Raw genomic sequence first — 24,225 nt, 5'->3', positions numbered from 1 at the left:
CTCATTCCCCGGATCGTCCGTCCCCGTTCGCTGCGTCGAGGATGCCGGGCAGCGCCTGCAGCAGCGCGTCCGCCTCGACGTCGCGGAGGTTCAGCGGCGGCATCAGCCGTACGACGTCGGGGGCGGGCGCGTTCACCAGGAACCCGGCCTCCTGAGCCGCCTGCTGGACCTGTGCGGCCAGGGGCTCGGTGAGCACGATACCCAGGAGGAGGCCTTCGCCCCGGACATAATCGATCAACCCGTGGCCGAGACCCTCGATCCCGTCCCGCAACCGCTCGCTCTGCCGCTTGACGTTCTCCAGCAACCCCTCGTTCTCGATGGTGTCGAGGACGGCGAGGCCGGCGGCGCAGGCGACCGGATTGCCGCCGAAGGTGGTGCCGTGGTGGCCGGGCTGGAGCAGTTCGGCGGCCCGGCCGAAGGCCACGGTCGCGCCGAGCGGCAGCCCGCCGCCGAGCTGCTTGGCGAGGGTGACGACATCGGGCAGCACGCCCTCGTGGGCCTGGTAGGCGAACCAGGTGCCGGTGCGGCCGGTGCCGGTCTGCACCTCGTCGAGGACGAGCAGCGCGCCGGTGGCGGCGGTGATCGCGCGGGCCGCCTTGAGGTAGCCGGGCGGGGGTACGACCACGCCGTTCTCGCCCTGGATCGGCTCGATGATCACCAGGGCGGTGTCCTCGGTGACCGCGGCGGCCAGGGCCTGCGCGTCGCCGTAGGGCACGTGGGTGACGTCGGGGGGCAGCGGGCGGAACGGGTCCTGCTTGGCGGGCTGCCCGGTGAGCGCGAGAGCGCCCATGGTCCGGCCGTGGAAGCCGCCGTCGGTGGCGACCATGTGGGTCCGCCCGGTGAGCCGGCCGATCTTGAAGGCGGCCTCGTTGGCCTCCGCGCCGGAGTTGCAGAAGAAGACCCTGCCCTCCCGGCCGAAGAGCTGGAGCAGCCGTTCGGCGAGGGCGACGGTGGGCTCGGCCATGAAGAAGTTGGAGATGTGCCCGAGGGACGCGATCTGCGTGCTCACGGCCTCGACGATCGCCGGGTGGGCGTGGCCGAGCGCGTTGGTGGCGATACCGCCGACGAAGTCGTGGTACTCCCGGTCCTCGGTGTCCCAGACCTTGACGCCCTCGCCGCGCACCAGGGGCAGGCGCGGGGTGCCGTAGTTGTTCATGAGCGCGCCCTGCCAGCGCGTGGTCAGTTCCTGGTTGCTCATGACTCCCCCTCCGCGTCCGGCACGACCATCGTGCCGATGCCGTCGTTCGTGAAGATCTCCAGCAGGATCGAGTGCTGGACCCGGCCGTCGATGACCCGGGCGGTCTGCACGCCGTTGCGCACGGCGTGCAGGCAGCCCTCCATCTTCGGCACCATGCCGGCGCTCAACTCCGGGAGCAGCTTCTCCAGTTGGGATGCGGTGAGGCGGCTGATCACCTCGTCGGAGTTCGGCCAGTCCTCGTAGAGGCCCTCGACGTCGGTGAGGACCATGAGGGTCTCGGCGTCCAGAGCAGCAGCGAGTGCCGCAGCCGCCGTATCAGCATTGACGTTGTAGACATGTCCGTCGTCCTGGGAGCGGGCGATGGAGGAGACGACCGGGATCCGGCCGTCGGCGAGCAGGGCCTCGATCGCGCCCGTGTCGATCGCGGTGATCTCGCCCACCCGCCCGATGTCGATCAACTCGCCGTCGATCTCGGGCCGGTGCTTGGTGGCGGTGATGGTGTGGGCGTCCTCGCCGGTCAGTCCGACGGCGAGCGGCCCGTGCTGGTTGAGCAGGTTGACCAGCTCGCGCTGGACCTGCCCGGCGAGCACCATCCGTACGACGTCCATGGCGTCCTCGGTGGTGACCCGCAGCCCGGCCTTGAACTCGCTGACGATGCCGTGCTTGTCGAGGGCGGCGCTGATCTGCGGGCCGCCGCCGTGCACGACGACGGGCTTGAGGCCGGCGTGGTGCAGGAAGACGACGTCCTGGGCGAAGGCGGCCTTCAGGTCCTCGTCGATCATGGCGTTGCCGCCGAACTTGATCACGACGGTCCTGCCGTTGTGACGGACCAGCCAGGGCAGCGCCTCGATGAGGGTCTGGGCCTTGGGCAGCGCGGTGTGCTTACGCGTGGTGCTCATGACGAGTAGGCGCTGTTCTCGTGGACGTAGTCCGCGGTGAGGTCGTTGGTCCAGATGGTGGCGGTCTCGGCACCGGCGGCGAGGTCGGCGACGATGTGCACCTCGCGGTAGCGCATGTCGACCTTCTCGCGGTCCTCGCCCACCCCGCCGTTCTTGCAGACCCATACGCCGTTGATGGCGACGTTCAGCCGGTCGGGCTCGAAGGCGGCCTTGGTGGTGCCGATGGCGGAGAGCACGCGGCCCCAGTTGGGGTCCTCGCCGTGGATGGCGCACTTGAGGAGGTTGTTGCGGGCGATGGAGCGGCCCACCTCGACGGCGTCGTCCTCGGAGGCGGCGTTGACCACCTCCACCTTGATGTCCTTGCTGGCGCCCTCGGCGTCCCGGATCAGCTGCTGCCCGAGGTCGTCGCAGACGGCGCGGACGGCCTCGGCGAACTCCGCGTACTCGGGGGTGACTTCGGAGGCGCCGGAGGCGAGCAGCAGCACGGTGTCGTTGGTGGACATGCAGCCGTCGGAGTCGACGCGGTCGAAGGTGGTCCGGGTGGCGGCGCGCAGCGCCTGGTCCAGTACGTCGCTCTCGACGGCCGCGTCCGTGGTGATCACGACCAGCATGGTGGCGAGGCCGGGCGCGAGCATGCCGGCGCCCTTCGCCATCCCGCCGACGGTCCAGCCGTCCTTGGCGACAACGGACGTCTTGTGCACGGTGTCGGTGGTCTTGATGGCGATGGCGGCCTTCTCGCCGCCGTGCTCGGAGAGTTGGGCGGCGGCGGTCTCGACGCCGGGCAGCAGCTTGTCCATGGGCAGCAGCACACCGATGAGCCCGGTGGAGCACACGGCGACCTCGATCGCGCCCCTCCCCAGCACCTCGGCGACCTTCTCCGCGGTCGCGTGGGTGTCCTGGAAGCCCTTGGGGCCCGTACAGGCGTTGGCGCCGCCGGAGTTGAGGACGACGGCCGAGACCTGGCCGCTCTTGAGCACCTGCTCGGACCACAGCACGGGCGCGGCCTTCACACGGTTGGAGGTGAAGACGCCCGCGGCGGCACGGCGGGGCCCGGTGTTGACCACGAGGGCCAGGTCCGGGTTGCCGTTCTCCTTGATCCCGGCGGCGATGCCCGCCGCCGTGAATCCCTTCGCTGCCGTCACGCTCACGGCGCAACTCCGATCGTGGTCAGCCCGGTGGTCTCGGCGAGACCCAGGGCGAGGTTCATGCTCTGGACGGCACCGCCGGCGGTGCCCTTGGTCAGGTTGTCGATGGCGCTGATCGCGATGATGCGGCCGACGGCCTCGTCGTACGCGACCTGCACCTGAACGGCGTTGGAACCGTGGACGGACGCCGTCGCGGGCCACTGGCCCTCGGGGAGGAGGTGGACGAAGGGCTCGTCGGCGTAGGCCTTCTCGTAGGCGGCGCGGACGGTCTCGGCGGTCACCCCGTCCTTCGCCGCGGCGCTGCAGGTGGCGAGGATGCCCCGGGACATCGGCGCGAGCGTCGGTGTGAAGGAGACGGCGACCCGCTCCCCCGCCGCACCGCTCAGGTTCTGGATCATCTCGGGGGTGTGCCGGTGGCCGCCGCCGACGCCGTACGGGGTCATGGAGCCCATGACCTCGCTGCCCAGCAGGTGCGGCTTGGGCGCCTTGCCCGCGCCGGAGGTACCGGACGCGGCGACGATCAGCGCCTCGGGCTCGGCGATCCCGGTGGTGTAGGCCGGGTAGAGGGCGAGCGAGACGGCGGTGGGGTAGCAACCGGGTACCGCGATGCGCTTGGACCCCTCCAGCGCGGCGCGGGCACCCGGCAGTTCGGGGAGGCCGTAGGGCCAGGTGCCGGCGTGCGGGGAGCCGTAGAAGCGCTCCCAGTCGGCCGGGTCCTGGAGGCGGAAGTCGGCGCCCATGTCGACGACGAGGACGTCCGGGCCGAGCTGCTCGGCGACGGCGGCGGACTGCCCGTGCGGGAGCGCGAGGAAGACGACGTCGTGCCCGGCGAGGGTCTCGGCGGTCGTCTCCGCGAGGACTCGGCCGGCCAGCGGCAGCAGGTGCGGCTGGAGCGCGCCCAGGCGCTGGCCCGCGTTGGAGTTCCCGGTCAGGGTGCCGATCTCGACCTCGGGGTGCGCGAGGAGCAGCCGCAGGACCTCTCCGCCCGCGTACCCGCTCGCTCCGGCCACCGCCGCACGTACCGCCATGTCCATCCTCCTCCAGATGGCATGACTATACGTTCCCTTGCACTTTTATGCAATGTATTCGGGGGCGTCGGCGGCGACCACGACACGGCGCTGCGGTTCCTCGGCGAGGCGCTGCCGTCCGAGGACCGGCCTTGTGGCCCCGTCGTCCTCCTGGGCGATTTCGGCCCGGCGGCCCTGCCCTGCGCCGCCCGCGTCCGACAGGTCATGGACCACGGCGACGCAGCCGATCCGGGCGATCGCGTGCAGCGCGTAGCCGAAGAGACCGAAGGAGTCGTCACCGCCGGCGACGGGCAGGACGCACTTCTCCAGGGCGGACGGGCTCGGCGCGCACGGTACGGGGACTCGACCGGTGGCTGTCGCCGCACCGGGACCACCGCGCGTTCCTGGCGGACGGGGAGATCCGGTCCGCGATCGATGCCGTCGTCGCCCTGCCTACGCCGCGTCCACCTTCGGCAGCATCACCCATCGCGACACCACGAAGGTGACCGGAATCGCCGCCGCCGACGCCATCAGCGGGGCGAACTTGCTCCCCACGTGCAGCATGTCGACGATCACGTACACCCCCACCGTCGTGATCACGAAATTCGTCGCGTTGGTCAGCGGGAAGAGCAGGAATTTCCGCCAGGTGGGACGCGTCCGGTAGGTGAACTTCGCATTGAGAAAAAACGAGCCGATCATGCTCAGCGTGAACGAGATAATGTGCGCCGCGAGGTAAGGCAAATACATCAGAAAAAACAAGTAAAGCCCGTAGTACGTCGCCGTATTGACGACACCCACCGCCGCGAAGGTGATGATCTGCCCCGATATCGGGCGAGTGGGTCCGGTGGTCGACGAAGCGGTCGACAGGGCGTTCGGCATCAGGGGATGAGGTCCTTCGTCGTGCCGCGGGTGCGGTCTTCCGTACGATCCACGTTCGTCGCCTTCACCAGGAAGTGCGGACGCCCCTTGACCTCGTAGTAGATCCGGCCGGTGTACTCCCCGATGACCCCGAGCATGATCATCTGGACACCGGCCAGGGCGGTGACGGCTGTAATGATGGTGACATAGCCGGGCGTCTGGACGCCGTTGATCATCGTGGCTCCCACGATCCACGCCGTGTACGCGCCCGCGAGCGCCAGCAGGGTCATGCCGAGGTAGAGCGCGGCGCGCAGCGGACGGTTGTTGAAGGAGAGCAGCCCGTCCAGGCCGTAGTTGAGCAGGCTGCGGAACGACCAGGAGCTGGTGCCGTGTTCGCGCACCGCGTTCTCGTACTCGAAGGTGGTGCTGGGGAAGCCGACCCAGGCGAACAGGCCCTTGGAGAAGCGGTTGTACTCGGTGAGGTTCACGACGGCGTCCACGACCCGGCGCGACATCAGCCGGAAGTCGCCCACGCCGTCGACGAGTTCGACGTCGACCATCCGGTTGATGAGCCGGTAGTAGAGGCGGGCGGTGAGGGTGCGGGTGAAGCGGTCGCCCTGCCGGGTGCGCTTGGCGATGACCTGGTCGTAGCCCTCGCCGCGCAGTTCGACCATGCGCTTGATGAGCTCCGGCGGGTGCTGGAGGTCGGCGTCCATGACGATCACGGCGTCGCCGGTCGCGTGCTTCAGGCCGGCGAGCAGGGCCGACTCCTTGCCGAAGTTGCGGCTGAAGGAGACGTACCGGACGCGCGAGTCGCCCTCGGCGATCTGGCTGAGGAGGTGCAGCGTCCGGTCGCGGCTGCCGTCGTCGACGTACACGAACTCCATGTCGTGGCCCAGCGGCAGGAGTTCGTTGGCGATCTTCTGGACCTGCTCGTGGAAGCGTTCGATGACGTCTTCCTCGTTGTAGCAGGGCGCGACGATCGATATCAGCATGGGTTTCTCCCCCTGGGGACGGGTCAGTGAGCGGCGGTCGTGCGCTCGCCGGAGCGGGCGGCGATTCTGCGGCGTACGGCCGGGACGGTGCCGAGCAGGATCAGGGTCAGCAGCGAGACGCCGCCGACGGCTGTGCCCAGGCGCAGGCCGGGCGGGTGGAACGTGCAGGTGAGGCTGGTGGCGGAGGCGCCCAGCGGGACGGCGATCAGGCCGTAGAACTCGCCCGCCGCCACCTCGTCGCCGCCGGCGGAGCAGCGCCAGCCGGCGATGCGGGGGGCGGCCACGACGGCGGTTCCCTTGCTGCCGGCGGGGAGCTTGGCGTGCAGCGTGCCGTCGGAGACGGTCACTTGGGTCGCGCCGGTGGACTTCAACTGCCCCACGGCGTCCCGGAGTTTCGCCGTGTCGAGGCAGCCGACCGCGCCCTGTGCCGGAACCCGGCTCAGCCGGTTGGGCTTCAGCTCGATCCTTACCTGCCCGGAGGCGCGCGCCGTGCCGAGCGGCTGCATCGCGGCGATCTTCGTGCCGTCGGCGTCGGACCGGAACAGCTTCCGCTCGCCGCCGGCGGCGAGTTGTGCGGTACCGGAGTACTGCGGCGCCCACAGGAAGACCGAACTCCCGGCCCGGCACTGCGCGGTGACCGTCTGCGGGCCGTCGACCAGCAGGCCCCGCACCTCGTCGCCCTTCCGCGCACCGCTGAGGGTGGTACGGGGCAGGGTGTAGACGCGGGCACCGAGCAGCAGTTCCTGGTTGCGGTACGGCGAGGGGCCGAAGGCGGCGGGGGTCGTGCTGCCGGCGGTGGTGGCCCGCACGGTCACCAGCGGCGGGACGTCCTCGCGGGTGACGGTCGACGGGCCGCCGCCCTGGGGCAGCCATTTCTGGTGCGGGTCCGGCGGGTTGTGCACCCGGGCGCCGACCGCGAAGACCGCGTCGGTGACGGGGTTGTCGAGGCTCTGCAGGCTGCGGCCGCGCGAGGTCCAGCCGTCGCCGAGCGCGGTCATGGTGCGGCTGAGGACGTCGGCGGTGAGGCTGCTGTAGTACTGGGAGCCCTGGCCGCCGACCATCATCGGGTCGTTGCCGACGGTCTGGTCGCGGCCGGGTTCGGTGCGGTACTTCGGCCAGGCGTCGGCCTGGGCGACGGCGTCCGCCTCCCGCTGCTGGCGGTCGCCCCAGGGGGCGTAGTCGTCCATCTGGTTCAGGCGCATACGGGTGGCGACGGCGGAGGTGGCGGCGGCCTCGCCGAACTGTGCGCCGATCAGCAGCAGCGCGGCGAGTCCGACCAGTACGGGCCCGCCGTTCCTGAGGCTGAGCAGGGCGAGTCCGCCCAGGGCGCCCGCGACGGCGAGCAGGACCACCGTCCAGGTGTGGTGGTTGTGCTGCTGGGTCAGGGTGCTGCGGCTGGCGACCGCGCCGATCAGGGCCAGCAGCAGGGCCGCCGCGCCCAGCGCCCGCCAGTCCGGCAGGCCGTGGGCCAGTGCCTGCCAGGCCGCCATCACCAGCAGGGCGCAGAGCACGAAGGCCTGGCGGTAGGAGCTGCCGTTCGGGACGGCGAAGGCGTGCCAGGCCAGGCTGGTCGGCGCCCACTGGAGGGAGAGCGCCACCGCGAGCACCAGTACCGTCCAGCCGGCCCGGACCCGGACCGGTACCGCCCGGTGGAACGGCAGGGCGAGGGCGAGCACCAGTGCGGTGATGCCGACGTAGAGGGCCGGGGAGCCGTAGCTGTAGGTGGTCGGCAGCAGCCGGGCGAGCAGGTCCTCGGTGCCGACCGGGGCGAAGTGGCCCTCGCGGCCGGGGTAGGCGTGCTTGGTCCCGGAGTACACGACGATCACCAGCGGCGCGGCCAGGCCGATCCCGAGCCCGACGGTCACCGCCGCCCGGCCCAGGACCGCCAGGGCGCGCCGCCAGGGCAGTTCGGCGAGCACCAGCCGGAGCAGCAGCACCAGGGCGGCGCCGAGGGTGGCCATGTAGGCGGTGTAGAAGTTGGCGATCCAGGCGAGCGCCACGATCAGCACCCCGAGCAGCGGACGGCGTCCGGCCAGCACCCACTCGCCGACCAGGCAGAGCAGCGGCAGTGCGATCAGGCCGTCGAGCCACATCGGGTTGAAGGAGGCGAGGGCGAGGCTCCAGCCGCACAGGGCGTAGGAGGCGCCCAGGAGGCCGGCCGCCCACCAGCGGCCCCGGCGCAGGCTGAGCAGCAGCCAGGCCATGGCGGCTCCGGCGGTCGCCGTCTTCAGCACGGTGATCACGTACACCGCGAGGTCGATCTCATGGCGCGGGAACACCCCGACCAGCAGGGCGAACGGGCTGCTGAGGTAGGTGCCGATGTCGGGCAGGAAGCTGGAGCCGTAGCCGGACTGCCAGTTGATCAGGAGGCCGCCGTCGGCCCTGCCGTGCAGCAGGTCCCACAGGTGGGCGTGGAAGGGCACGTACTGGTTGCCCAGGTCGTTGACGTTGCGGGTGTTCGAGCCGAAGGGGTAGCTGCGGGCCACCGCGTCGGCCGTGCAGAACGCGACGGCGGTGAGGAGCGCCGCGAGCAGAGCGGCCGCCCCTCTCGAATCGGCTTTCGGCCGTCTCACGGGACCGGCTTCCCGCCCTTCGCCCCTTACCGGTTTCACCCCCTGTTCGCGCCCGGTCAGGGTTGTGCGATTCATTCTGTGCGGCCCCCAGAGAAAAACGGGGGTGTTACTCCCCGCAGGTCGGTGTTTCGCCGACTTAGACGGGTAGGGCTCCAGGTTGGTTGTGCCTCGGCTGTGAAGTAATAGGCCTAATTCCGAATGCGCGTGCCCTTTGGGAAAGAATTGGCGGCGGAAAAGGAAACGAAAGATTTCCTGGACATGATGGGCAGGTTAACAAGCCTTTCAGGGGCCCGTCGGGGACCTATCGGGCACCTTCGGCGGACATCGCGCGGGCAGGCGTCGCAGGAAGGGCGCGATGGGCGCGTTCGACGGCTTGGCCCCAGTATGTTCCGGCGACGATCAGCGTGGCGCCGAGCACGGAGAGCGCGGTGAGGTGTTCGCCGCCGAGGCCGACGCCGGCCAGCAGGGCCCACACCGGCTCGGTGCCCAGCAGCAGACTGGCCCGGGTCGCGGAGGTGCGCTGGACGGCCCAGGTCTGGGCGAGGAACGCGAACAGGCCGCAGAAGAGGGCCAGGTAGAGGAGCTCGGCCCAGGTGGCGGCGCCGGTCGAGGCGAGCGCCGGCAGCGCGGGCGCCGCGGGCACGAGGAAGAGGACCGCGCCCACGGCGGTCTGTACGGCCGTCAGCCGGAAGGGGCGCAGCTCGCGGGCCGCGGTCACCCGCCCGACCAGCACCACATGGCCCGCCCGTACCACCGCGGCCGCCAGTATCAGCAGATCGCCGGTTCCGGGGGCGCGCAGCCCGTTGCCGGACACGAGCAGGGCGACACCCGTCAGGCACACCCCGGCGGCGAGGTGGAACCGCCCCGGCAGTCCGCCCCGGCGTCCCACGCGGTCCATGACCGGGGTGAGGACGAGGGTGAGGCTGATGATCAGGCCCGCGTTCCCGGCGCTGGTGCGGGCGACACCGTACGTCTCCAGGACGAGGACGGCGGCCTGGGTGAGGCCGAGCAGGGAGCCGTAGGCCTTCTCGTCCCGGGTGAGGGAACCGAGTCCGCGCAGGGCGGCGGCGCAGGCGAGTGCGGCGATGGCGTACCGCAGGAAGAGGACGGTCAGTACGGGGAGGGTGTCCGTGGCCGTCTTCGCCGCCAGATAGCTGGAGCCCCAGACGACGGCGACGACCAGGAGCACCGCATCGGTACGACGGTGGGTCGGCATGCCGTTCACGATCCACGGCCGGGACTGTGAAGTAAACGACGACTTGCTCAACCAACCTTGTAGTGAAGCTACACTCGGGCCGTGGACGAACGGCAGCTGCGCGTCCTGCGGGAGCTGGGCGAACTGGGCAGCGTAACGGCTGTCGCGGAGGCGCTGCGGGTGACGCCCTCGGCGATCTCGCAGCAGCTGCGCCTGCTGCAGCGCTCGATCCCGGTCCCCCTCACCGAGCGCGCCGGCCGCCGGCTGGTGCTCACCGCGGCCGGGCAGGCCCTGGCCGACGCGGCGATCGGGGTGGAGACGGCACTGGCCCGGGCCCGCCACACCATCGACGAGTACGTCGAGCAGCCCGACGGCACGGTGTCGGTGGCGGCCTTCCACAGCGGGGCCGCCGCGTTCTATCCGCTGCTGCTACGACGGTCGGCAGCGCCGGGGTCCCCTCGGCTCGCCCTCCACGACGAGGACGTGGCCCAGACCGGCTTCCCGCCCCTGACCCGCACCTACGACCTGGTCATCGCCCACCGCCTCGACCACGCCCCGCCCTGGCCGCGGACCGCCACGGCCACCCCGCTGCTGCGCGAACCCCTCGACATCGCCCTGCCCGTCGGCCACCCGCTGGCCGCGCGGTCCGCCCTGACCGCGCAGGACGTCGCCGATCAGCCCTGGATCAGCGTGCACGACGGCTTCCCGCTCCTCGCGACCGTCGAGGCCGTCTCCGCCGCGGCCGGCCGCCGGGTCGACATCGTCCACCGGGTCAACGAGATCACGGTGGTCGCCGAGGTGGTCGCCGCGGGCGGCGGAGTCGCCCTGATGCCCCGCTGGACGTCCCGCCCCCACCCCGGCGTCACCCTCAGACCGCTCACCGGCATCGAGGCCCACCGCCACGTCGACGTGCTCCACCGCCCCGAGCGCGCGGCGCGCAGGGCGGTGCGGACCGTGCTCTCCGGACTGCTGGAGGCCGCGGAGATCATCCGAAGCAGGGGTCATGCCTGAGTCGGTCCCGTATGTTCGGGAGCGCTCCCAAGCTGCCCCGGACGAGAGCGAGTCACCTCATGCAGAGCCTGACCAAGCGCCGGCTGTCCGCCGCCGAACTCGACGCCCTCCTCCGCGCGGCGACGGGACTCGGATGCCGGCTGGAGGCGGAGCTGACCGACGGCTGGTTCAACACCGCCTATCGCGTGCGCTTCGACGACGGACGCACGGCCGTGGTGAAGCTCGCCCCGCCCGCCGGGGCACCGGTGCTGAGGTACGAGCGGGGCATCATGGCGACCGAGGTCATGGTCTACCGGCGGCTCGCGTCCCTGGCCGACGGAGCGGTGCCGGCCCCGGCGCTGCTGCACTCCGGCGACGACTTCCTCGCCGTCTCCGTCCTGGAGGGCACCCCGTGGGACAAGGCGGCCGAGCAGCTCCCGCACACCTCGGCGTCGGCGCTGCGCCGCGAACTGGGCGCGATCACCGCCCGGCTGCACACCCTGACCGCCGAGGACGGCCGGTTCGGCTATCCGGCGCCCGAGGCCGGCCTGTCCGCGGCCGACTGGCGCACCGCCTTCACGGCCATGGTGGAGGCCCTCCTGGAGGACGCGGAACACTGGGGATCCGACCTCGGGGTGCCCGCCGCCGCTGTCCGGACCCTGGTGGCCGAGGGCGGCCAGGCGCTGGACGAGGTCACCGAGCCCCGCCTGGTCCACTTCGACCTGTGGCCGGGCAACATCTTCGTCGACGACCGGGGCGACGGGGCCCGGATCACCGGCCTCATCGACCACGAACGGGCCTTCTGGGGCGACCCGGCCGCCGAACTGGTCTCCCTGGAGTTCGGCGGGGACATCGGCCCGGACAGCGACCTGGTGGCGGGATACCTCGCGGCCGGCGGCCGCCTCGACTTCACCCCGGCCCTGCGCCACCGCCTCGCGCTGTACGGCCTCTACCTGGGCCTGATCCTGGTGGTGGAGTGCGCGCCCCGGGGCTACGACGCCGAGCGTGCCGGCTGGGGCCGCGGCTTCCTGGGCGAACGGGTCGCCGCACTGCGCGAACTGGGGTGACCGCGCGGCCACTTGACCTGGAGCGCACTCCACCTCCTAGCGTTCTCGCCGTGCCCGATTCCGAGGAGAACGGAGGAGCCGACATGAGCGAGAACACCACCCGCGAAGAGCGTTTCGCCCACGGACTGGGGGTTCTGAGGAAGGTCGACGGTGAGGCCGGGCAGCGGGTCATCGACTCGCTGGCCGACATCAGCCCCGAGCTGGCCCACCAGATCGTCTCCTGGGGCTTCGGCGAGATCTACGCCCGCCCCGAACTGGCGCCCAGGGACCGGCAGTTGGTGACGCTGGGCATGCTCACCGCGCTGGGCGGCTGCGAGCCGCAGCTCGAGGTGCACATCAACGCGGCGCTCAACGTGGGCCTCACTCCCGAACAGATCGTCGAGGCCCTGCTGCACTCCGCCGGGTACTGCGGCTTCCCGAAGGCCCTCAACGCCACGTTCGTAGCGAAGAAGGTGTTCGCCGAGCGTGGGCTGCTGCCGGTCGGACAGCAGCCCACGCGGGACGCTACTTCTGCCTGATCCGCAGGAAGGTGATCGAGTTCGCCGGGAAGGTGTAGGTGAACCTGTCGGCGACCCCGGTGAAGGTGGACGTGACCGGGGCGACCGCGGTGGACGTCTCGGTGTTCACCGCGTCCTGCGCCGCCGCGAGCGTGGTCACCCTCGCCTTCTTCGCGACCTTGGCGCCGCCGAGGTCGATCGCCGTACGGGCCGCGGCCGACTGGGCGTTGACGACCTTGACGATCAGGTCACCGGTCTTCTTGTCCCTGGTGACGACCTGCCGGAACGGCTCGGCCGGCTTGTTGTCGGCGAAGCTGCCCCATTCCTGCCCGTCGAGGTACAGGGTCACCTGCCGGCCCCGCACCTTGATGTCGACGTCGTAGGCACGGCCGGTCTCGACCGATCCGGCCTTGGCGATCAGCGTGGACTTGCCGCCGTCCACGGCCTGCTCGACGGCGGTCTGGGTGTTGTTCCAGCCGCCGATGTTCCACCAGTAGTAGTTGCCGGTGTCCTTGACGCCGAAGGCGACGAGGAAGCCCTCCTTGCCGGACTTCTTGGTGGCCTTCACATGCAGGTCGTAGTCGTGCCAGTTGGTGTCGCCGGCCTGGACCATGGTGTTCTCGGCGGTGTCGGAGGTCTCGACGTACTGCCCGTCCTGGATCGCCCAGCTGCCGCCGCCCGTGTGCGTCCACTGCGTGGCGTCGCCGGAGAAGTCGTCGCTGAGCAGGGTGTTCCCGTCGGCGTCGGTGACCTTGACGTCGTCGTAGGCGGCGCTGGTGTTCCAGGTCGACAGGCCGACGGCACCGCTGATGGGGCCGCTGACGTTCGGTGTGGTGGTGGCGGTGCTCGGGACCACCCGGTCGCCGACGTTGTTCATGAACAGCTTCTGGACCTCGTAGTTCGCCGAGTCCCAGGAGGCGTGGTTGTTGAACCAGACCAGGTCCGGGCGCCACTGCACGTAGTCCTCGTTGGCGAACAGCGGGGCGTAGGAGGCGAGTTTGACGACGTCCGCGTTGCGTTCGAGGCCGGTCATGTAGGCGGCCTCGGCGAGGCCGTTCTTGAAGGTGTTGCCGCCGGAGGCGTACTCGCCGACGAAGACCTTCGGACCGCTCCTGTCGTAGGAGTCGTAGCGGTCGTTGTTCTGCAGGAACCACTGCGGGCTGTTGTAGTAGTGCTCGTCGACCATGTCGACCTTGGCGTCCTTGTTGAGCTGCCAGGCCGTGTCGAAGGTCGTACCGGCGTCGTCCGGGCCGGAGTTGGAGATGACCTGCATGTACGGGTACTTCGCCTGGATGGCCGTGCGGAACTGCGTGAAGCGGGCGAAGAACTCGGTGGGCAGGTTCTCCTCGTTGCCGACCTCGATGTGGGTGAGGTGGAAGGGCTTGGGGTGGCCCATCCCGGCGCGCACCTTGCCCCAGGTCGACGTCGCCGGGCCGTTGGCGAACTCGATGAGATCGAGGGTGTCCTGGATGTGCCGCTTGAGCAGCGCGTCGTCGTCGACGGCCTTGTTCTGGCCGCAGCCGGTGACGAGAGCGGGGACGACGGGCAGCGGCATCGCGCCGATGTCCTCGGCGAAGCGGAAGTACTCGTAGTAGCCGAGACCGTAACTCTGGTTGTAGCCCCAGAAGTTGGCGTTGGTGGCGCGGGTCTCGACCGGGCCGATCGTGTCCTTCCACTGGTACGACCGCTTGCGCTGGTAGCCGGAGGCCTCGCTGTAGTCCTGCATGGAACCGGTGTTGACCAGGCAGCCGCCCGGGAAGCGGACGAAGCCCGGGTGCAGGGCGGCGATCTTCTCGGCGAGGTCCTTGCGCAGGCCGTTGGGCTCGTGCTTGTAGGTGTCACGCGGGAAGAGGGAGACCATGTCGAGCGCGGCGGCGTCCGAACTGGCCACGGTGAGGCGGCCGGTGGAGCTGGTGCGGGTCGCGGTGAAGGTCGCCCGGTACCTGGCCCAGCCGTTCTTCTTCACGGCCACCTGGCGGGCGGTGGCGAGGGTGCCGCCGGCGTCGGAGAGGCCGACGGTGAGGGTCGTGCCGGCGTCCGCGCGGGCCCAGACCGAGAAGTCGTACTTCTTGCCGTCCTCGACCCGGATGCCGGTGTTGTAGCCGGAGTTGGTGACGGACGAACCGGCGCCCAGGGACAGGTAGTTGCGGTTGCGGTCGTTCAGGCGGCCGGAGTCGTCGACGACCTGGGCGGTGCCGGTGACCGTCCACGCGGTGAGCGGGGTGTACGACTTGTTGTCGTCGGTCGTGTACTCGAAGGACCGGTTCTGGACCAGCTCCGCGTACAGGCCGCCGTCGGCGGCGCGGTTGATGTCCTCGAAGAAGACGCCGTACATCGTCTTGTCGATCTTGGCGCCCTGGGCGGCCGGGTCGACGCTGATCGAGTAGTCGGTGGTGTCCTCGGCGTGGGCGGGGGCCGGGACGAGACCTGCGGCCAGCAGGAAAGCGCTTGCTCCAAGGCCGAGTCTCAGCCGGGTGCGGGTGGTGCGTGACATGGATACTCCGCGGCTCGTGAAGGAGTTGCTCAGGAGTTGCTTATTCGAAATATCGGACAGCGGTCAGCACTTCGAACGGCAAGATATGTACACGCCATGAGCGCGTCAATGGGGCGGGCGTAGGGTCGAGGGATGTACATCCAGCAGCGGGGTGCGGCGGGTGGCGGGCTGGGCGGGGCGCTGGCCGCGTACGAGGAGGCGTTCCGGGCGACCGGCCATGCCGCGCACCACGAGATCCGGCAACAGGCGGAGCGCAAGGCGCCGACCGGCACGCCCCGGCCGAAGAAGGGGTGAGCATGGACGACTTCCGGCCCGTGGACGGCCTCTGGCCCGTGGCGGACGTGCTGGCCCATCTCGCCGGGCGGTGGCGTCTCGAGCGGACCGTGCGCGATCTGGCGGGCGGGGACGAGGGGCGGTTCGAGGGCATCACGGTGTTCCGGCCGCTGGCCGGGGGCGGGCTGCTGCACGAGGAATCGGGGACGTTCACCTGGCAGGGCGTGGCCCGGCCCGCCGAGCGCACGCTGCGGTTCCTGCCCGGCGCGCGGCCGGGAACGGCGGACGTGCGGTTCGCCGACGGACGGCCCTTCCACGACCTGGATCTGACGACGGGACGGTATGTCGCCGACCACCCCTGTGCGGCCGACCTCTACCGGGGCGAGTTCACCGTCCGGGACGCCGACCACTGGCGGACGGTGTGGCGGGTCGGCGGCCCGACGAAGGACCTGGTCCTGACGACCGACTACGCGCGCGAGGCCGACCCCGACTGAGCGCCCCGAAGGGGCGCGGGGAACTGCGCGACCAGCCACACCCGCGCCGCAGACGACCGACTACGTGCACGGGGCTGAACCGATGTGCGGCTGCCGCCGAGTGGGCGCGACCAACCGCACCGGCGCCGCAGACCGCCGACGGCATGTCGCGGCGCTCCCGGCGGAGCGCTCAGGTGCGCGGGGCCTGTGCCGTGGGCGTGTCGAAGCGCAGGTTCCAGCGGCCGGCGATGCCCGTCACCGTGGTCGTCGACAGCGGGCGTACGTCGATGTTCCAGTAGATCGAGGGCGGCGCCTTGAGGGCGTAGACGAGGGCGGCGCGGATCACCGAGGGCTCGGCCACCGCGACGATCCGGCCGCCGTCGCCCACCGGGCGGGTGTCGAGCCAGCTGCCGACCCGGGAGATGAACGCCAGCAGCGACTCGCCGCCGTGCGGGGTGGCACGCGGGTCGGCGAGCCAGGCGTCCACCTGGTCCGGCTCCCTGGCCATCGCCTCGCCCAGGGTCAGCCCGCGCCAGCGGCCCATGTCGCAGTCGCGCAGGGCGAGCTGGACCAGCGGGGCGTACCCCAGGCCCTCGCCGGTCGCACGGCTGCGCGGGGTCGGTGAGCAGTAGCGCAGCTCGGCCGCCGCGAGGGGCAGCAGCTCAGGGGCGACGCGCTGCACCTCCTGCCAGCCTTCCCTGTCCAGCGGGAGGTGGTCCTCGAAGCGCTCCGCGAGCAGCGGTGAGCTGCGCGCGGCTGCGACGAACGTGACCCGAAGTGACATGCGGCGATGGTGTGACGCTCATGTGCGCAGGTCAAGGGCTGTGGGGTGGTGAGTTGTCCGAGCTGGAGGAAACGTTACTCAATGGTCAGGAGGTGTCCGACAAGTCGGCCCGAATGTCACTCGGGTGACGTGTAGTACAGCGCCATCCACTTGTCCGGCTGTTCGAGCGGGGCGAACCCGAGCTTCCGGTAGACCCCGTGGGCGTCGTCGGTGGCCAGCAGCACGCGCCGCAGTCCGTACGGCCGCAGGTGCTCGCGGATCGCCCCGACCAGCGCCGTGCCGACGCCCTTGCCGCGCACCGACCGGTCGACGTACACGTCGGCGAGCCAGGCGAACAGCGCCTGGTCGGTCACCACACGCGCGTAGGCCACCTGCTCCCCGGTGACGGTGTCGTAGACCCCGCAGTTGATCGAGCTCGCCATCGCCCGCCGGTGCTTCTCCAGCGGACGGCCGGTCGCCCAGTAGGCGTCGGTCGACAGCCAGGCGTGGACGCGCTCGACGTCCACGCGGTCGGTGTCGGCGGAGAACTCGTAGCCCTCGGGGAGGCCGGGTGTGTCGCTCATGCGGGGATCCTCGCCGGTCGGGGGCGCGGGCGTCGATCGGTTTTCACGGTCTGGGCCGCAGCACCTCGTCGCAGGCCGCCCGCAGTCGTCGTACCCCCTCGGTGATCTCCCCCGCCCCCGCGACGGCCGCGAAGCTCAGGCGGACGTGGGCGGCCGGGGGTTCGGCGCTGAAGTAGGGGCGGCCGGGGGTGACGGCGACGCCCGCGCGCAGGGCGGCGGCGGTCAGGACCGTGTCGTCGGTGCCTTCGGGGAGGCGGAGCCAGAGGTGGTAGCCGCCGGACGGGATGTGCGGGATCGCGAGTTCGGGGAGCTGGTGGGCAAGGGCGCCGGTCAGGGTGTCGCGGCGGTTCTTCAGCGCTGCCGACAGGGCCCGCAGATGACGGGGCCAGGCCGGGGAGCCGACGAGTTCGAGGGCGGCCTCCTGGAGGGGGCGGGGGACGAAGAAGGTGTCGACGATCTGGATGGCGCGGAGGCGTTCGAGGACCGGGCCGCGGGCGGCCAGGGCGCTCACCCGGAAGCTCGGTGAGGTGGCCTTGGTCAGTGAGACGACGTGGACGACGACTCCGTCGGGGTCGTCGGCGGCGAGCGGGCGGGGCAGCGGGCCCGCGTCCGCGTGGACCAGCCGTCGTACGTAGTCGTCCTCGATCACGAACGCGCCGGCCTCGCGGGCGATGCGGAGCACCTCGGCGCGGCGACCGGGGGCGAGGACGGCGCCGGTCGGGTTCTGGAAGAGGGGCTGGCAGACGAACACCCGGGCGCCGGTGGCCCGGAAGGCGTCGGCGAGCAGTTCGGGTCTGACCCCGTCGGGGTCGACGGGGACCGGGACGGGGCGCAGTCCCGCGGCGCGGGCGATGGCGAGCATGCCGGGGTAGGTCGGGGACTCGACGAGGACCGGGGCGCCGGGCGGGGCGAGCGCGCGCAGGGCGGTGGCCAGGGCGGACTGCCCGCCGTTCGCGATCAGTACCTCGGCCGCGGTGACGGCGCCGCCGATCTCGCGGGCGAACCATTCGCGCAGCTCCGGCAGTCCGTCGAGGGGCGGCCGGCCCCAGGCGCCGGGACGGCGGCCGGCCCGCGCCAGCGCCGCCGCCATCGCCCGTTCCGGCTCCAGGGAGGCGTGCAGATAGCCGCCGCTGAGTTCCAGGACACCGGGCGGCGGGACGGCGAGGCACACCGTGACCCCGGACGCGTCGACCGTGCGCGGGACCACGTCGAGGGCGCCGTCGGCGCTGAGCGCCACCTCCTGCCAGGAGGTGTCCCCGATGGGCTCGGGCGTGGAGCGCGGCCGGGCCTTGAAGGCGCCGGCACCGGGCCGGGTGACGACCAGGCCCTCGGCGACCAGCTGCGCCAGCGCCCGGGAGACCGTCACCGGGCTCACCCGGAACCGCTCGACGAGCGCCCGGCTCGACGGGAGCTTTCCGCCAGCTGAGTAGCGGTCGAGGTCCCGCCGCAACTGTTCCGCCAGTTCAAGGACACTGCTACGCTCTTGCATGAGAGAACAGAGTAGCGCTATCCGCTCGACTTCGATAGCGGTCGGCACTCCCCCGGCCGACACCTCCCCGACCGGCACTACCCCGGCCGACACCTCCCCTTCCGGCACCTCGCCTGCCGCTCCCTCCCACCGGCTCGGCACCCTGCAGGCCGCGCTCGGTGTGGTCGCCTTCTCCCTCACCTTCCCGGCCACCGCCTGGGGCCTGGAGGGCTTCGGCCCCTGGGCGCTGGTGGCGGTGCGCAGTGTGCTGGCGGCGGTCATGGCGGGCGGCTGTCTGCTGTTTCTCCGGGTACGGCTGCCCGAGCGCCGGCACTGGGCGGGGCTGGCCGTCGTCGCGGCCGGGGTCGTGCTCGGCTTCCCGATGCTGACCACGCTCGCCCTGGAGACCTCCACCACCTCGCACGCCGCCGTGGTCGTGGGCCTGCTGCCGCTGACCACCGCCCTCTTCTCGGCCCTGCGCATGGGCATCCGGCCGTCCCGCACCTTCTGGGCGGCGGCTCTCGCGGGCGCGGCGGCCGTGCTGGCGTTCACGATCGCGCAGAGCGGCGGGGCGCTCACGACCGCCGACGCCTATCTGTTCGCCGCGCTGGTGGTGTGCGCGGCCGGCTACACCGAGGGCGGCCGGCTGGCCCGGATCATGCCGGGCTGGCAGGTCATCGGCTGGGCGCTGGTGCTCTGTCTGCCGCTCACCGTGCCGGCCGCCGTGGTCGCGCTGTCGTACGAGCCGGTCGTCTGGAACACGCACGGTGTGCTCGGGGTGCTGTGGGTGGCGGCGGGCTCGCAGTTCCTCGGGCTGGTGGTCTGGTACCGGGGCATGGCGGCCGTGGGCATTCCGAAGGCCAGCCAGTTGCAGTTGGCCCAGCCGCTGCTCACACTGGTGTGGTCGGTGCTGCTGCTGGGCGAGCACCTCTCCGCGGCCGCTCCTCTCACGGCCGCCGCCGTGCTCGTGTGCATCGCCGTCACCCAACGATCGCGATCGTGAGGAGGCCCTGGAGATGCGTGCATCCGAGGGCGACCAGCTTGTCCAGCACGGCAGGGTGGTCGGACAGCACGACCATGTGTCCACCATCGTCAAGGTGCTGGGACCGGAGGGCACCCCGCCCTACCGGGTCCGCTTCGAGGACGGCCACGAGGCCATCATGTCCCCCGGCCCCGACTGCCAGGTCAGGCACCGGGAGACCCACCCGCAGAAGTAGGCGCCGGGGTCGCCGGCCACGCGCAGGTCAGCCCGGCGGGAGCGCCGGCTGCCGGTAGTGGTCGGCGACCACCCGCGAGAGCGCCCCGATCGGATCGGCGGCCACGTCCTTGGCCGCGAAGTACACATGCCCGCCGACCTGTGCGTACTGGCCGGCCAGGGTCAGATGCCGGGACAGCTCGGCCGGGTCCTGCCAGGCCGAGGGCGCGTCGGCGGCGCCCGCCTGGTACAGCGCCTCACCGATGTAGAGCCGGGTCCCGGTCCCCTTGGCGACGCCCGCCCACCAGTCGACGACCTTGGCGTAGTCGGCGGCCGTGTTGCCGATCTGCCAGTACGCCTGCGGGACGATGTAGTCGATCCAGTTCCTCTGCACCCAGGTCCGGGTGTCGGCGTAGAGGTCGTCGTACGTCTCGACGCCCGCTCTGGTGTCGGAGCCCCGGGAGTCGGTGGTGGCGTTGCGCCACACCGCGAACGGGCTGACCCCGAACCGGGTGCCGGGCCGCAGCACCCTGATCCCGTCGGCGATCTCGGTCACCAGCTTGTCGATGTTGTCCCGCCGCCAGGCCGCCCGCGAGGAGAAGGCGCCGCCGTAGGTGTCGTAGGCGTCATCGTCGTCGAAGGTCTGGCCGGCCACCGGATAGGGGTAGAAGTAGTCGTCGAAGTGGACCGCGTCCACGGGGTACCTGGCGACCGCGTCCAGGATCGCCTGCTCCACGAAGGCGCGGACCGCCGGGATGCCCGGGTTGTAGTAGAGCTTGCCGCCGTACGGCACCACCCACTCCGGGTGCTTGCGGGCGGGATGCGAGGCGACCAGCTTGCCCGGGTCGGTGTTGTTGGCGATCCGGTACGGGTTGAACCAGGCGTGCAGTTGCAGTCCCCGGGCGTGCGCCTCCTCGACGGCCACGCCCAGCGGGTCCCAGCCGGGGTCCTTGCCCTGGGTGCCCGTGAGGTACTGCGACCAGGGCTCGTAGGGCGAGGGCCAGAACGCGTCGGCGGTGGGCCGTACCTGGAACATCACGGCGTTGAGCCGGTAGTCGACCGCCTTGTCGAGCAGGGCGGTCAGTTCCTTGCGCTGCTCGGCGGCCGTCAGGCCGGTGCGGGAGGGCCAGTCACGGTTGGAGACGGTCGCCAGCCACATGCCCCGCATCTCGGTGACCGCCCGGCGCGACCGTGCCGGTGCGGCCTCGGCCCCCGGCGTAGCCAGTGTCAGCGTCGACAGCGCCGCCAACGCGAATGCCCTGCGAGACACTCCTGCCATCGTGAGACCCTCTTACGCTCGGGGATCCTGGGGGATCCGCACCCTGACGGATCTTCGTCCGCGGCCAGGATGCCCCACCCGGACGATCGATCATCGATACTTACGGGTAACGTGCACGAACGGAGCAGGCACCGGATCCGGAGGTCCTGCGGGCCGCCCGTAGATCAGCGAAGGGGACGATGTGACCGACATCGAGAAGGTCGGAGTCGTGGGCTGCGGCCAGATGGGAGCGGGCATCGCCGAGGTGTGCGCCCGCGCCGGTCTGGACGTGCGGGTCGCCGAGACCACCGGCGAAGCCCTGGAGATCGGCCGTACCCGGCTGTACAACTCCCTGGCCAAGGCCGCCGAGCGCGGCAAGATCAGCGAGGAGGAGCGGGACGCCACGCTGGCGCGGCTGAGCTTCACCACGGACCTCGGCGAGTTCGCCGACCGCGACCTGGTGATCGAGGCCGTCGTCGAGAACGAGCAGGTGAAGACCGAGATCTTCCAGGTGCTCGACCAGGTGGTGACCCGCGCCGACGCGATCCTGGCGTCCAACACCTCCTCGATCCCGCTGGTCAAGCTGGCCGTCGCGACCTCCCGCCCCGACCACGTGATCGGCATCCACTTCTTCAACCCGGCCCCGGTGCAGAAGCTGGTCGAGCTGATCCCGGCGCTCACCACCTCCGAGGGCACGATCAGCCGCGCCCAGGTCTTCGCCGAGAAGGTGCTCGGCAAGCACGCGATCCGCGCCCAGGACCGCTCCGGCTTCGTGGTCAACGCACTGCTGGTGCCGTACCTGCTCTCGTCCATCCGGATGTTCGAGTCGGGCATCGCGAGCCGCGAGGACATCGACAACGGCATGGAGCTGGGCTGCGCCCACCCGATGGGCCCGCTGAAGCTGTCCGACCTGATCGGCCTGGACACGATCGTCTCGATCGCCAATTCGATGTACGCCGAGTACAAGGAGCCGCTGTACGCCGCTCCCCCGCTGCTCCAGCGCATGGTCGAGGCGGGGCGGCTGGGGCGGAAGACGGGGTCGGGCTTCTACACGTACTAGGGAGTGCGGCGACGCCGCCAAGTGGCGCTGCTCAAGAGCCCCTTCACGTTCTGCTCCCGGTGACGGGGCTCCTCGTGCCGTCGGCGCGCCTGGGCGCAGGACCGTGGCCTCGATGTCGACGGCGAGCCGGTGAGCAGGCGGTCTTGAGGCCCGCCCGGGTCTGCGGGCGGTGCGTTGCGTGAGCCCGTCGGGCGTGGTTGGCTCATCCGATGGAGCTACTGCTGACGTCGAGCGGACTGCGTAACGAGGCCCTGCGGGGTGCGCTGCGGGACATGCTGGGAAAGCCGTTCGGGTCGGCGAACATCGTGTACGTTCCCACGGCGTCCGTGGCCGAGTCCGGAGACCACGGGTGGCTCCTCTCGGACATGAACCGGTTGCACGGCCTCGGCTGGCGGGAGTTCGACGTCCTGGAACTGAACGGTCTGCCCCGGCGGCTGGTACTCGACCGGCTGCTGCGCGCCGACGTCATCTATGCCGGGGGCGGCAGTCACTACCATCTCGCGCGCAGCATCACCGGCAACGACCTGGCCGACGGCTTCCTGGAAGCGCTGGCAGGCCGGGTCTATGTGGGGTTGAGCGCCGGATCGATGATCTTCAGCCGGAATCTCACCGAACACTCCGCCGACGTCATCGGGGACACCGCGGACCTCCATGTCCTCGACGCGACCACCGTGAAGCCGCCCTTCGGCCTCTTCGACTGGTACCTGAAGCCCCATCTGTACTCGCCGGACTTCCCGGAGCGCGACGACGCCTGGGCCGATCGCATCACCGCGCGAGCGGACTTCCCGATCTACTTCATCGACGACGACACAGCCATTCGCGTCAGCGACGACAAGGTGGACGTGGTTTCAGAAGGCCGGTGGCGGTTTCACCCGTGATCGACCACCTCAGCCACGTACCCCTGCCGACAGCAGCGTCGCCGGCTCCGCCTTGAGCGGCGCCCCTCACGTAGGGTTCTGGCATGGCGCTGACCGACATAACACGCCGCGAGGTCGAGAAGGCGATCGAAGAATGCGATCGGCTCGGTCGCGATGCCTTCCTCAAGCATCACGGCTTCCGGCGCGCCCGCCGCTACCTGCTGTCGTACGAGGGCGAACAGTACGACTCCAAGGCGATCGTCGGCGCCGCACACGGTTTCCTGCCCGGCCAACAGCCGCTGGCTGCGGGCGACTTCTCCGGCGGCGCAGCGCACGCCGCCGGACTGCTGAGGAGCCTCGGCTTCGACATCGCGGAGGATCATCCGGTGAGCGGTCCGACCGCTGACGATCTCGTCCACCGCGTCACTCATCTGAAGGTGAACCGCTCCTCCGGTCATCCCGCCCTGTACCAACCCATCGCGCTGCTGTGGGCCATGGGCCGAGCCCTGCGCGGCGAGCAGCGGCTGCTTCCCTGGACTGAAACCGAGGAGACTCTGAAGGCCCTCCTGGAGCGGCACGGTCTGAGGGGAGAGCGGCCACGGCCCGACTACCCCGTCGCCTCTCTCCACCACGTCGGGGTCTGGTCGTTGCACGACTACGCGGAGCCCGTGACCACCGCACACGGTGACGCCAAGGTACGCCGCTGGTTCGCTGCCAACCAACCGCTCGGGGGTTTGGCCGAGCCGCTGTACGAGCTGTTCCGGGACTCCGAGGTGACCCGCCTCGCCGTGATCGACGAGCTTGCCGACACCTTCTTCGACGGCCTCGACTGCACCCCGCTTCTCGCTGACGTCGGTTTGCGGGACATCGAGTCGGCCGACCTCCCCGAGGTGACCGAGGGAGAGCCCGAGCAGTGGCTCATCACGGCAGCGGAGTACGAGCGCGGCTGCAGGCTCGTCGAGGAGCGCGAAGCCAAAACCCATGGAGAACGGATCTCCCGCACCACGCAACGGCCCAGGCGCTCACGTGCCGCACGCCATCTCGTCCTGCGCCGGAGCAAGGGACGCTGCGAGAACCCCCAGTGCACAGGCCAACCCGCCGATGTGACGGATCGCAGGCATCCGATCCTCGAAGTCGACCATGTGGTGGACCTCGCCGGCGGCGGTCGCGATCACCCGAGTCAGATGGTGGCGCTCTGCCCGAACTGCCATGCCGTCAAGACACGTGGAAGCACACGCGAAGTGCTGCGCGAGATCCTGCTGCGCGTCGCTCAGGAGCGCCACGATGCGATGCCGAACACGATCTAGGCTGCACGCGCAGCTGCCGTCTCCCCCGCCTCCTGCTCGCGCCCAGCACGCACCCGGAGAACCTGACGC

General features: G+C 70.9%; 24 protein-coding genes. 10 read left to right on the top strand and 14 right to left on the bottom strand.

Going from position 1 to position 24,225, the window contains the following annotated elements; genetic code table 11:
* Window position 1: 1 nt before the first annotated feature.
* The 9 genes from AB0D85_RS11780 to AB0D85_RS11740 form a co-directional block, all read right to left on the bottom strand.
* Window positions 2–1,198, bottom strand: a complete 1,197-nt coding sequence (locus AB0D85_RS11780) for an acetylornithine transaminase (protein WP_362317395.1) — start codon at window positions 1,196–1,198, stop codon at window positions 2–4.
* Window positions 1,195–2,097: an acetylglutamate kinase gene (argB, locus tag AB0D85_RS11775; RefSeq protein WP_362317392.1), complete on the bottom strand. Its 903-nt coding sequence runs from the start codon at window positions 2,095–2,097 to the stop codon at window positions 1,195–1,197. Before argB ends, AB0D85_RS11780 begins: the two co-directional genes overlap by 4 nt.
* Entirely contained in the window at window positions 2,094–3,245 is a 1,152-nt protein-coding gene (gene argJ / locus AB0D85_RS11770) for a bifunctional glutamate N-acetyltransferase/amino-acid acetyltransferase ArgJ (protein ID WP_362317389.1), read from the bottom strand. Before argJ ends, argB begins: the two co-directional genes overlap by 4 nt.
* Window positions 3,242–4,270 carry an N-acetyl-gamma-glutamyl-phosphate reductase gene (argC, locus tag AB0D85_RS11765; RefSeq protein WP_362317386.1) on the bottom strand — a complete coding sequence of 343 codons (1,029 nt, stop codon included), beginning with the start codon at window positions 4,268–4,270 and terminating at the stop codon, window positions 3,242–3,244. The genes argJ and argC overlap by 4 nt, the downstream gene beginning before the upstream one ends.
* Window positions 4,271–4,315: 45 nt before the next feature.
* Window positions 4,316–4,483, bottom strand: a complete 168-nt coding sequence (locus AB0D85_RS11760) for a hypothetical protein (RefSeq protein WP_362317383.1) — start codon at window positions 4,481–4,483, stop codon at window positions 4,316–4,318.
* A gap of 219 nt (window positions 4,484–4,702) precedes the next feature.
* On the bottom strand, window positions 4,703–5,128 hold the full coding sequence (locus AB0D85_RS11755; RefSeq protein WP_362317380.1) for a GtrA family protein: 426 nt from the start codon (window positions 5,126–5,128) through the stop codon (window positions 4,703–4,705).
* Window positions 5,128–6,102, bottom strand: coding sequence for a glycosyltransferase family 2 protein (locus AB0D85_RS11750; RefSeq protein WP_362317377.1), 975 nt, complete (start codon window positions 6,100–6,102; stop codon window positions 5,128–5,130). Before AB0D85_RS11750 ends, AB0D85_RS11755 begins: the two co-directional genes overlap by 1 nt.
* Before the next feature lie 23 nt (window positions 6,103–6,125).
* Entirely contained in the window at window positions 6,126–8,750 is a 2,625-nt protein-coding gene (locus AB0D85_RS11745; protein ID WP_362317374.1) for a YfhO family protein, read from the bottom strand.
* A gap of 226 nt (window positions 8,751–8,976) precedes the next feature.
* Window positions 8,977–9,891 (bottom strand): DMT family transporter, encoded by a 915-nt coding sequence (locus tag AB0D85_RS11740; protein WP_362317371.1) that lies wholly within the window; start codon window positions 9,889–9,891, stop codon window positions 8,977–8,979.
* A gap of 81 nt (window positions 9,892–9,972) precedes the next feature.
* Between AB0D85_RS11740 and AB0D85_RS11735 the strand changes: the two genes are divergently transcribed.
* The 3 genes from AB0D85_RS11735 to AB0D85_RS11725 all read left to right on the top strand — a co-directional run bounded on the left by AB0D85_RS11735 (window position 9,973) and on the right by AB0D85_RS11725 (window position 12,445).
* Window positions 9,973–10,881: a LysR family transcriptional regulator gene (locus AB0D85_RS11735; protein ID WP_362317368.1), complete on the top strand. Its 909-nt coding sequence runs from the start codon at window positions 9,973–9,975 to the stop codon at window positions 10,879–10,881.
* Between the two features lie 59 nt (window positions 10,882–10,940).
* A complete protein-coding gene (locus tag AB0D85_RS11730; RefSeq protein ID WP_362317366.1) occupies window positions 10,941–11,927 on the top strand; it encodes an aminoglycoside phosphotransferase family protein in 987 nt (328 codons plus the stop codon).
* Window positions 11,928–12,010: 83 nt separating this feature from the next.
* Entirely contained in the window at window positions 12,011–12,445 is a 435-nt protein-coding gene (locus AB0D85_RS11725; RefSeq protein ID WP_362317363.1) for a carboxymuconolactone decarboxylase family protein, read from the top strand.
* On the opposite strand, the gene AB0D85_RS11720 is transcribed toward AB0D85_RS11725, so the two are convergent.
* Entirely contained in the window at window positions 12,432–14,918 is a 2,487-nt protein-coding gene (locus AB0D85_RS11720; protein ID WP_362317360.1) for an alpha-L-arabinofuranosidase C-terminal domain-containing protein, read from the bottom strand. The two genes, AB0D85_RS11725 and AB0D85_RS11720, sit on opposite strands and share 14 nt — an antisense overlap.
* Window positions 14,919–15,050: 132 nt before the next feature.
* Here AB0D85_RS11720 and AB0D85_RS11715 point away from each other — a divergent pair, with 132 nt between their 5' ends.
* Entirely contained in the window at window positions 15,051–15,212 is a 162-nt protein-coding gene (locus tag AB0D85_RS11715; protein WP_362317357.1) for a hypothetical protein, read from the top strand.
* 20 nt (window positions 15,213–15,232) lie between these two features.
* Window positions 15,233–15,685: a DUF6314 family protein gene (locus AB0D85_RS11710; RefSeq protein ID WP_362317996.1), complete on the top strand. Its 453-nt coding sequence runs from the start codon at window positions 15,233–15,235 to the stop codon at window positions 15,683–15,685.
* A gap of 169 nt (window positions 15,686–15,854) precedes the next feature.
* Here AB0D85_RS11710 and AB0D85_RS11705 read toward each other — a convergent pair whose 3' ends face one another.
* The 3 genes from AB0D85_RS11705 to AB0D85_RS11695 all read right to left on the bottom strand — a co-directional run bounded on the left by AB0D85_RS11705 (window position 15,855) and on the right by AB0D85_RS11695 (window position 18,500).
* Window positions 15,855–16,448, bottom strand: a complete 594-nt coding sequence (locus AB0D85_RS11705; protein ID WP_362317354.1) for a histidine phosphatase family protein — start codon at window positions 16,446–16,448, stop codon at window positions 15,855–15,857.
* 116 nt (window positions 16,449–16,564) lie between these two features.
* On the bottom strand, window positions 16,565–17,011 hold the full coding sequence (locus tag AB0D85_RS11700; RefSeq protein ID WP_362317351.1) for a GNAT family N-acetyltransferase: 447 nt from the start codon (window positions 17,009–17,011) through the stop codon (window positions 16,565–16,567).
* Between the two features lie 43 nt (window positions 17,012–17,054).
* Window positions 17,055–18,500: a PLP-dependent aminotransferase family protein gene (locus AB0D85_RS11695; RefSeq protein ID WP_362317348.1), complete on the bottom strand. Its 1,446-nt coding sequence runs from the start codon at window positions 18,498–18,500 to the stop codon at window positions 17,055–17,057.
* Here AB0D85_RS11695 and AB0D85_RS11690 point away from each other — a divergent pair.
* Both AB0D85_RS11690 and AB0D85_RS11685 read left to right on the top strand, forming a co-directional pair.
* Window positions 18,499–19,482 carry a DMT family transporter gene (locus AB0D85_RS11690; RefSeq protein WP_362317345.1) on the top strand — a complete coding sequence of 328 codons (984 nt, stop codon included), beginning with the start codon at window positions 18,499–18,501 and terminating at the stop codon, window positions 19,480–19,482. The two genes, AB0D85_RS11695 and AB0D85_RS11690, sit on opposite strands and share 2 nt — an antisense overlap.
* Window positions 19,483–19,495: 13 nt before the next feature.
* Window positions 19,496–19,696: a DUF1918 domain-containing protein gene (locus tag AB0D85_RS11685; RefSeq protein WP_362317342.1), complete on the top strand. Its 201-nt coding sequence runs from the start codon at window positions 19,496–19,498 to the stop codon at window positions 19,694–19,696.
* Window positions 19,697–19,723: 27 nt separating this feature from the next.
* Here AB0D85_RS11685 and AB0D85_RS11680 read toward each other — a convergent pair whose 3' ends face one another.
* Entirely contained in the window at window positions 19,724–20,953 is a 1,230-nt protein-coding gene (locus AB0D85_RS11680) for a family 10 glycosylhydrolase (protein WP_362317340.1), read from the bottom strand.
* 181 nt (window positions 20,954–21,134) lie between these two features.
* Here AB0D85_RS11680 and AB0D85_RS11675 point away from each other — a divergent pair, with 181 nt between their 5' ends.
* The 3 genes from AB0D85_RS11675 (at window position 21,135) to AB0D85_RS11665 (ending at window position 24,156) form a co-directional block, all read left to right on the top strand.
* The gene (locus AB0D85_RS11675) at window positions 21,135–21,992 is read left to right on the top strand and encodes a 3-hydroxybutyryl-CoA dehydrogenase (RefSeq protein WP_362317338.1); all 858 of its coding nucleotides are present in this window, start codon (window positions 21,135–21,137) and stop codon (window positions 21,990–21,992) included.
* Window positions 21,993–22,201: 209 nt separating this feature from the next.
* Window positions 22,202–22,870: a Type 1 glutamine amidotransferase-like domain-containing protein gene (locus AB0D85_RS11670; RefSeq protein WP_362317336.1), complete on the top strand. Its 669-nt coding sequence runs from the start codon at window positions 22,202–22,204 to the stop codon at window positions 22,868–22,870.
* A gap of 83 nt (window positions 22,871–22,953) precedes the next feature.
* The gene (locus tag AB0D85_RS11665) at window positions 22,954–24,156 is read left to right on the top strand and encodes an HNH endonuclease signature motif containing protein (protein WP_362317334.1); all 1,203 of its coding nucleotides are present in this window, start codon (window positions 22,954–22,956) and stop codon (window positions 24,154–24,156) included.
* Window positions 24,157–24,225: the final 69 nt, after the last annotated feature.

Source organism: Streptomyces sp. NPDC048277 (assembly GCF_040652235.1).
Taxonomy (GTDB): Bacteria; Actinomycetota; Actinomycetes; order Streptomycetales; family Streptomycetaceae; genus Streptomyces.
Note: the sequence above shows the minus strand (reverse complement) of the source record. Positions and strands in the feature narration are given on the sequence as shown.

Excerpts from the sequence above, each read along its gene's own strand:
- AB0D85_RS11780 (WP_362317395.1), bottom strand. The coding sequence starts at position 1,198 with ATGAGCAACCAGGAACTGACCACGCGCTGGCAGGGCGCGCTCATGAAC.
- argB (WP_362317392.1), bottom strand. The coding sequence starts at position 2,097 with ATGAGCACCACGCGTAAGCACACCGCGCTGCCCAAGGCCCAGACCCTC.
- argC (WP_362317386.1), bottom strand. The coding sequence starts at position 4,270 with ATGGCGGTACGTGCGGCGGTGGCCGGAGCGAGCGGGTACGCGGGCGGA.
- AB0D85_RS11755 (WP_362317380.1), bottom strand. The coding sequence starts at position 5,128 with ATGCCGAACGCCCTGTCGACCGCTTCGTCGACCACCGGACCCACTCGC.
- AB0D85_RS11750 (WP_362317377.1), bottom strand. The coding sequence starts at position 6,102 with ATGCTGATATCGATCGTCGCGCCCTGCTACAACGAGGAAGACGTCATC.
- AB0D85_RS11745 (WP_362317374.1), bottom strand. The coding sequence starts at position 8,750 with ATGAATCGCACAACCCTGACCGGGCGCGAACAGGGGGTGAAACCGGTA.
- AB0D85_RS11740 (WP_362317371.1), bottom strand. The coding sequence starts at position 9,891 with ATGCCGACCCACCGTCGTACCGATGCGGTGCTCCTGGTCGTCGCCGTC.
- AB0D85_RS11730 (WP_362317366.1), top strand. The coding sequence starts at position 10,941 with ATGCAGAGCCTGACCAAGCGCCGGCTGTCCGCCGCCGAACTCGACGCC.
- AB0D85_RS11725 (WP_362317363.1), top strand. The coding sequence starts at position 12,011 with ATGAGCGAGAACACCACCCGCGAAGAGCGTTTCGCCCACGGACTGGGG.
- AB0D85_RS11720 (WP_362317360.1), bottom strand. The coding sequence starts at position 14,918 with ATGTCACGCACCACCCGCACCCGGCTGAGACTCGGCCTTGGAGCAAGC.
- AB0D85_RS11715 (WP_362317357.1), top strand. The coding sequence starts at position 15,051 with ATGTACATCCAGCAGCGGGGTGCGGCGGGTGGCGGGCTGGGCGGGGCG.
- AB0D85_RS11705 (WP_362317354.1), bottom strand. The coding sequence starts at position 16,448 with ATGTCACTTCGGGTCACGTTCGTCGCAGCCGCGCGCAGCTCACCGCTG.
- AB0D85_RS11700 (WP_362317351.1), bottom strand. The coding sequence starts at position 17,011 with ATGAGCGACACACCCGGCCTCCCCGAGGGCTACGAGTTCTCCGCCGAC.
- AB0D85_RS11690 (WP_362317345.1), top strand. The coding sequence starts at position 18,499 with ATGAGAGAACAGAGTAGCGCTATCCGCTCGACTTCGATAGCGGTCGGC.
- AB0D85_RS11695 (WP_362317348.1), bottom strand. The coding sequence starts at position 18,500 with ATGCAAGAGCGTAGCAGTGTCCTTGAACTGGCGGAACAGTTGCGGCGG.
- AB0D85_RS11685 (WP_362317342.1), top strand. The coding sequence starts at position 19,496 with ATGCGTGCATCCGAGGGCGACCAGCTTGTCCAGCACGGCAGGGTGGTC.
- AB0D85_RS11680 (WP_362317340.1), bottom strand. The coding sequence starts at position 20,953 with ATGGCAGGAGTGTCTCGCAGGGCATTCGCGTTGGCGGCGCTGTCGACG.
- AB0D85_RS11670 (WP_362317336.1), top strand. The coding sequence starts at position 22,202 with ATGGAGCTACTGCTGACGTCGAGCGGACTGCGTAACGAGGCCCTGCGG.
- AB0D85_RS11665 (WP_362317334.1), top strand. The coding sequence starts at position 22,954 with ATGGCGCTGACCGACATAACACGCCGCGAGGTCGAGAAGGCGATCGAA.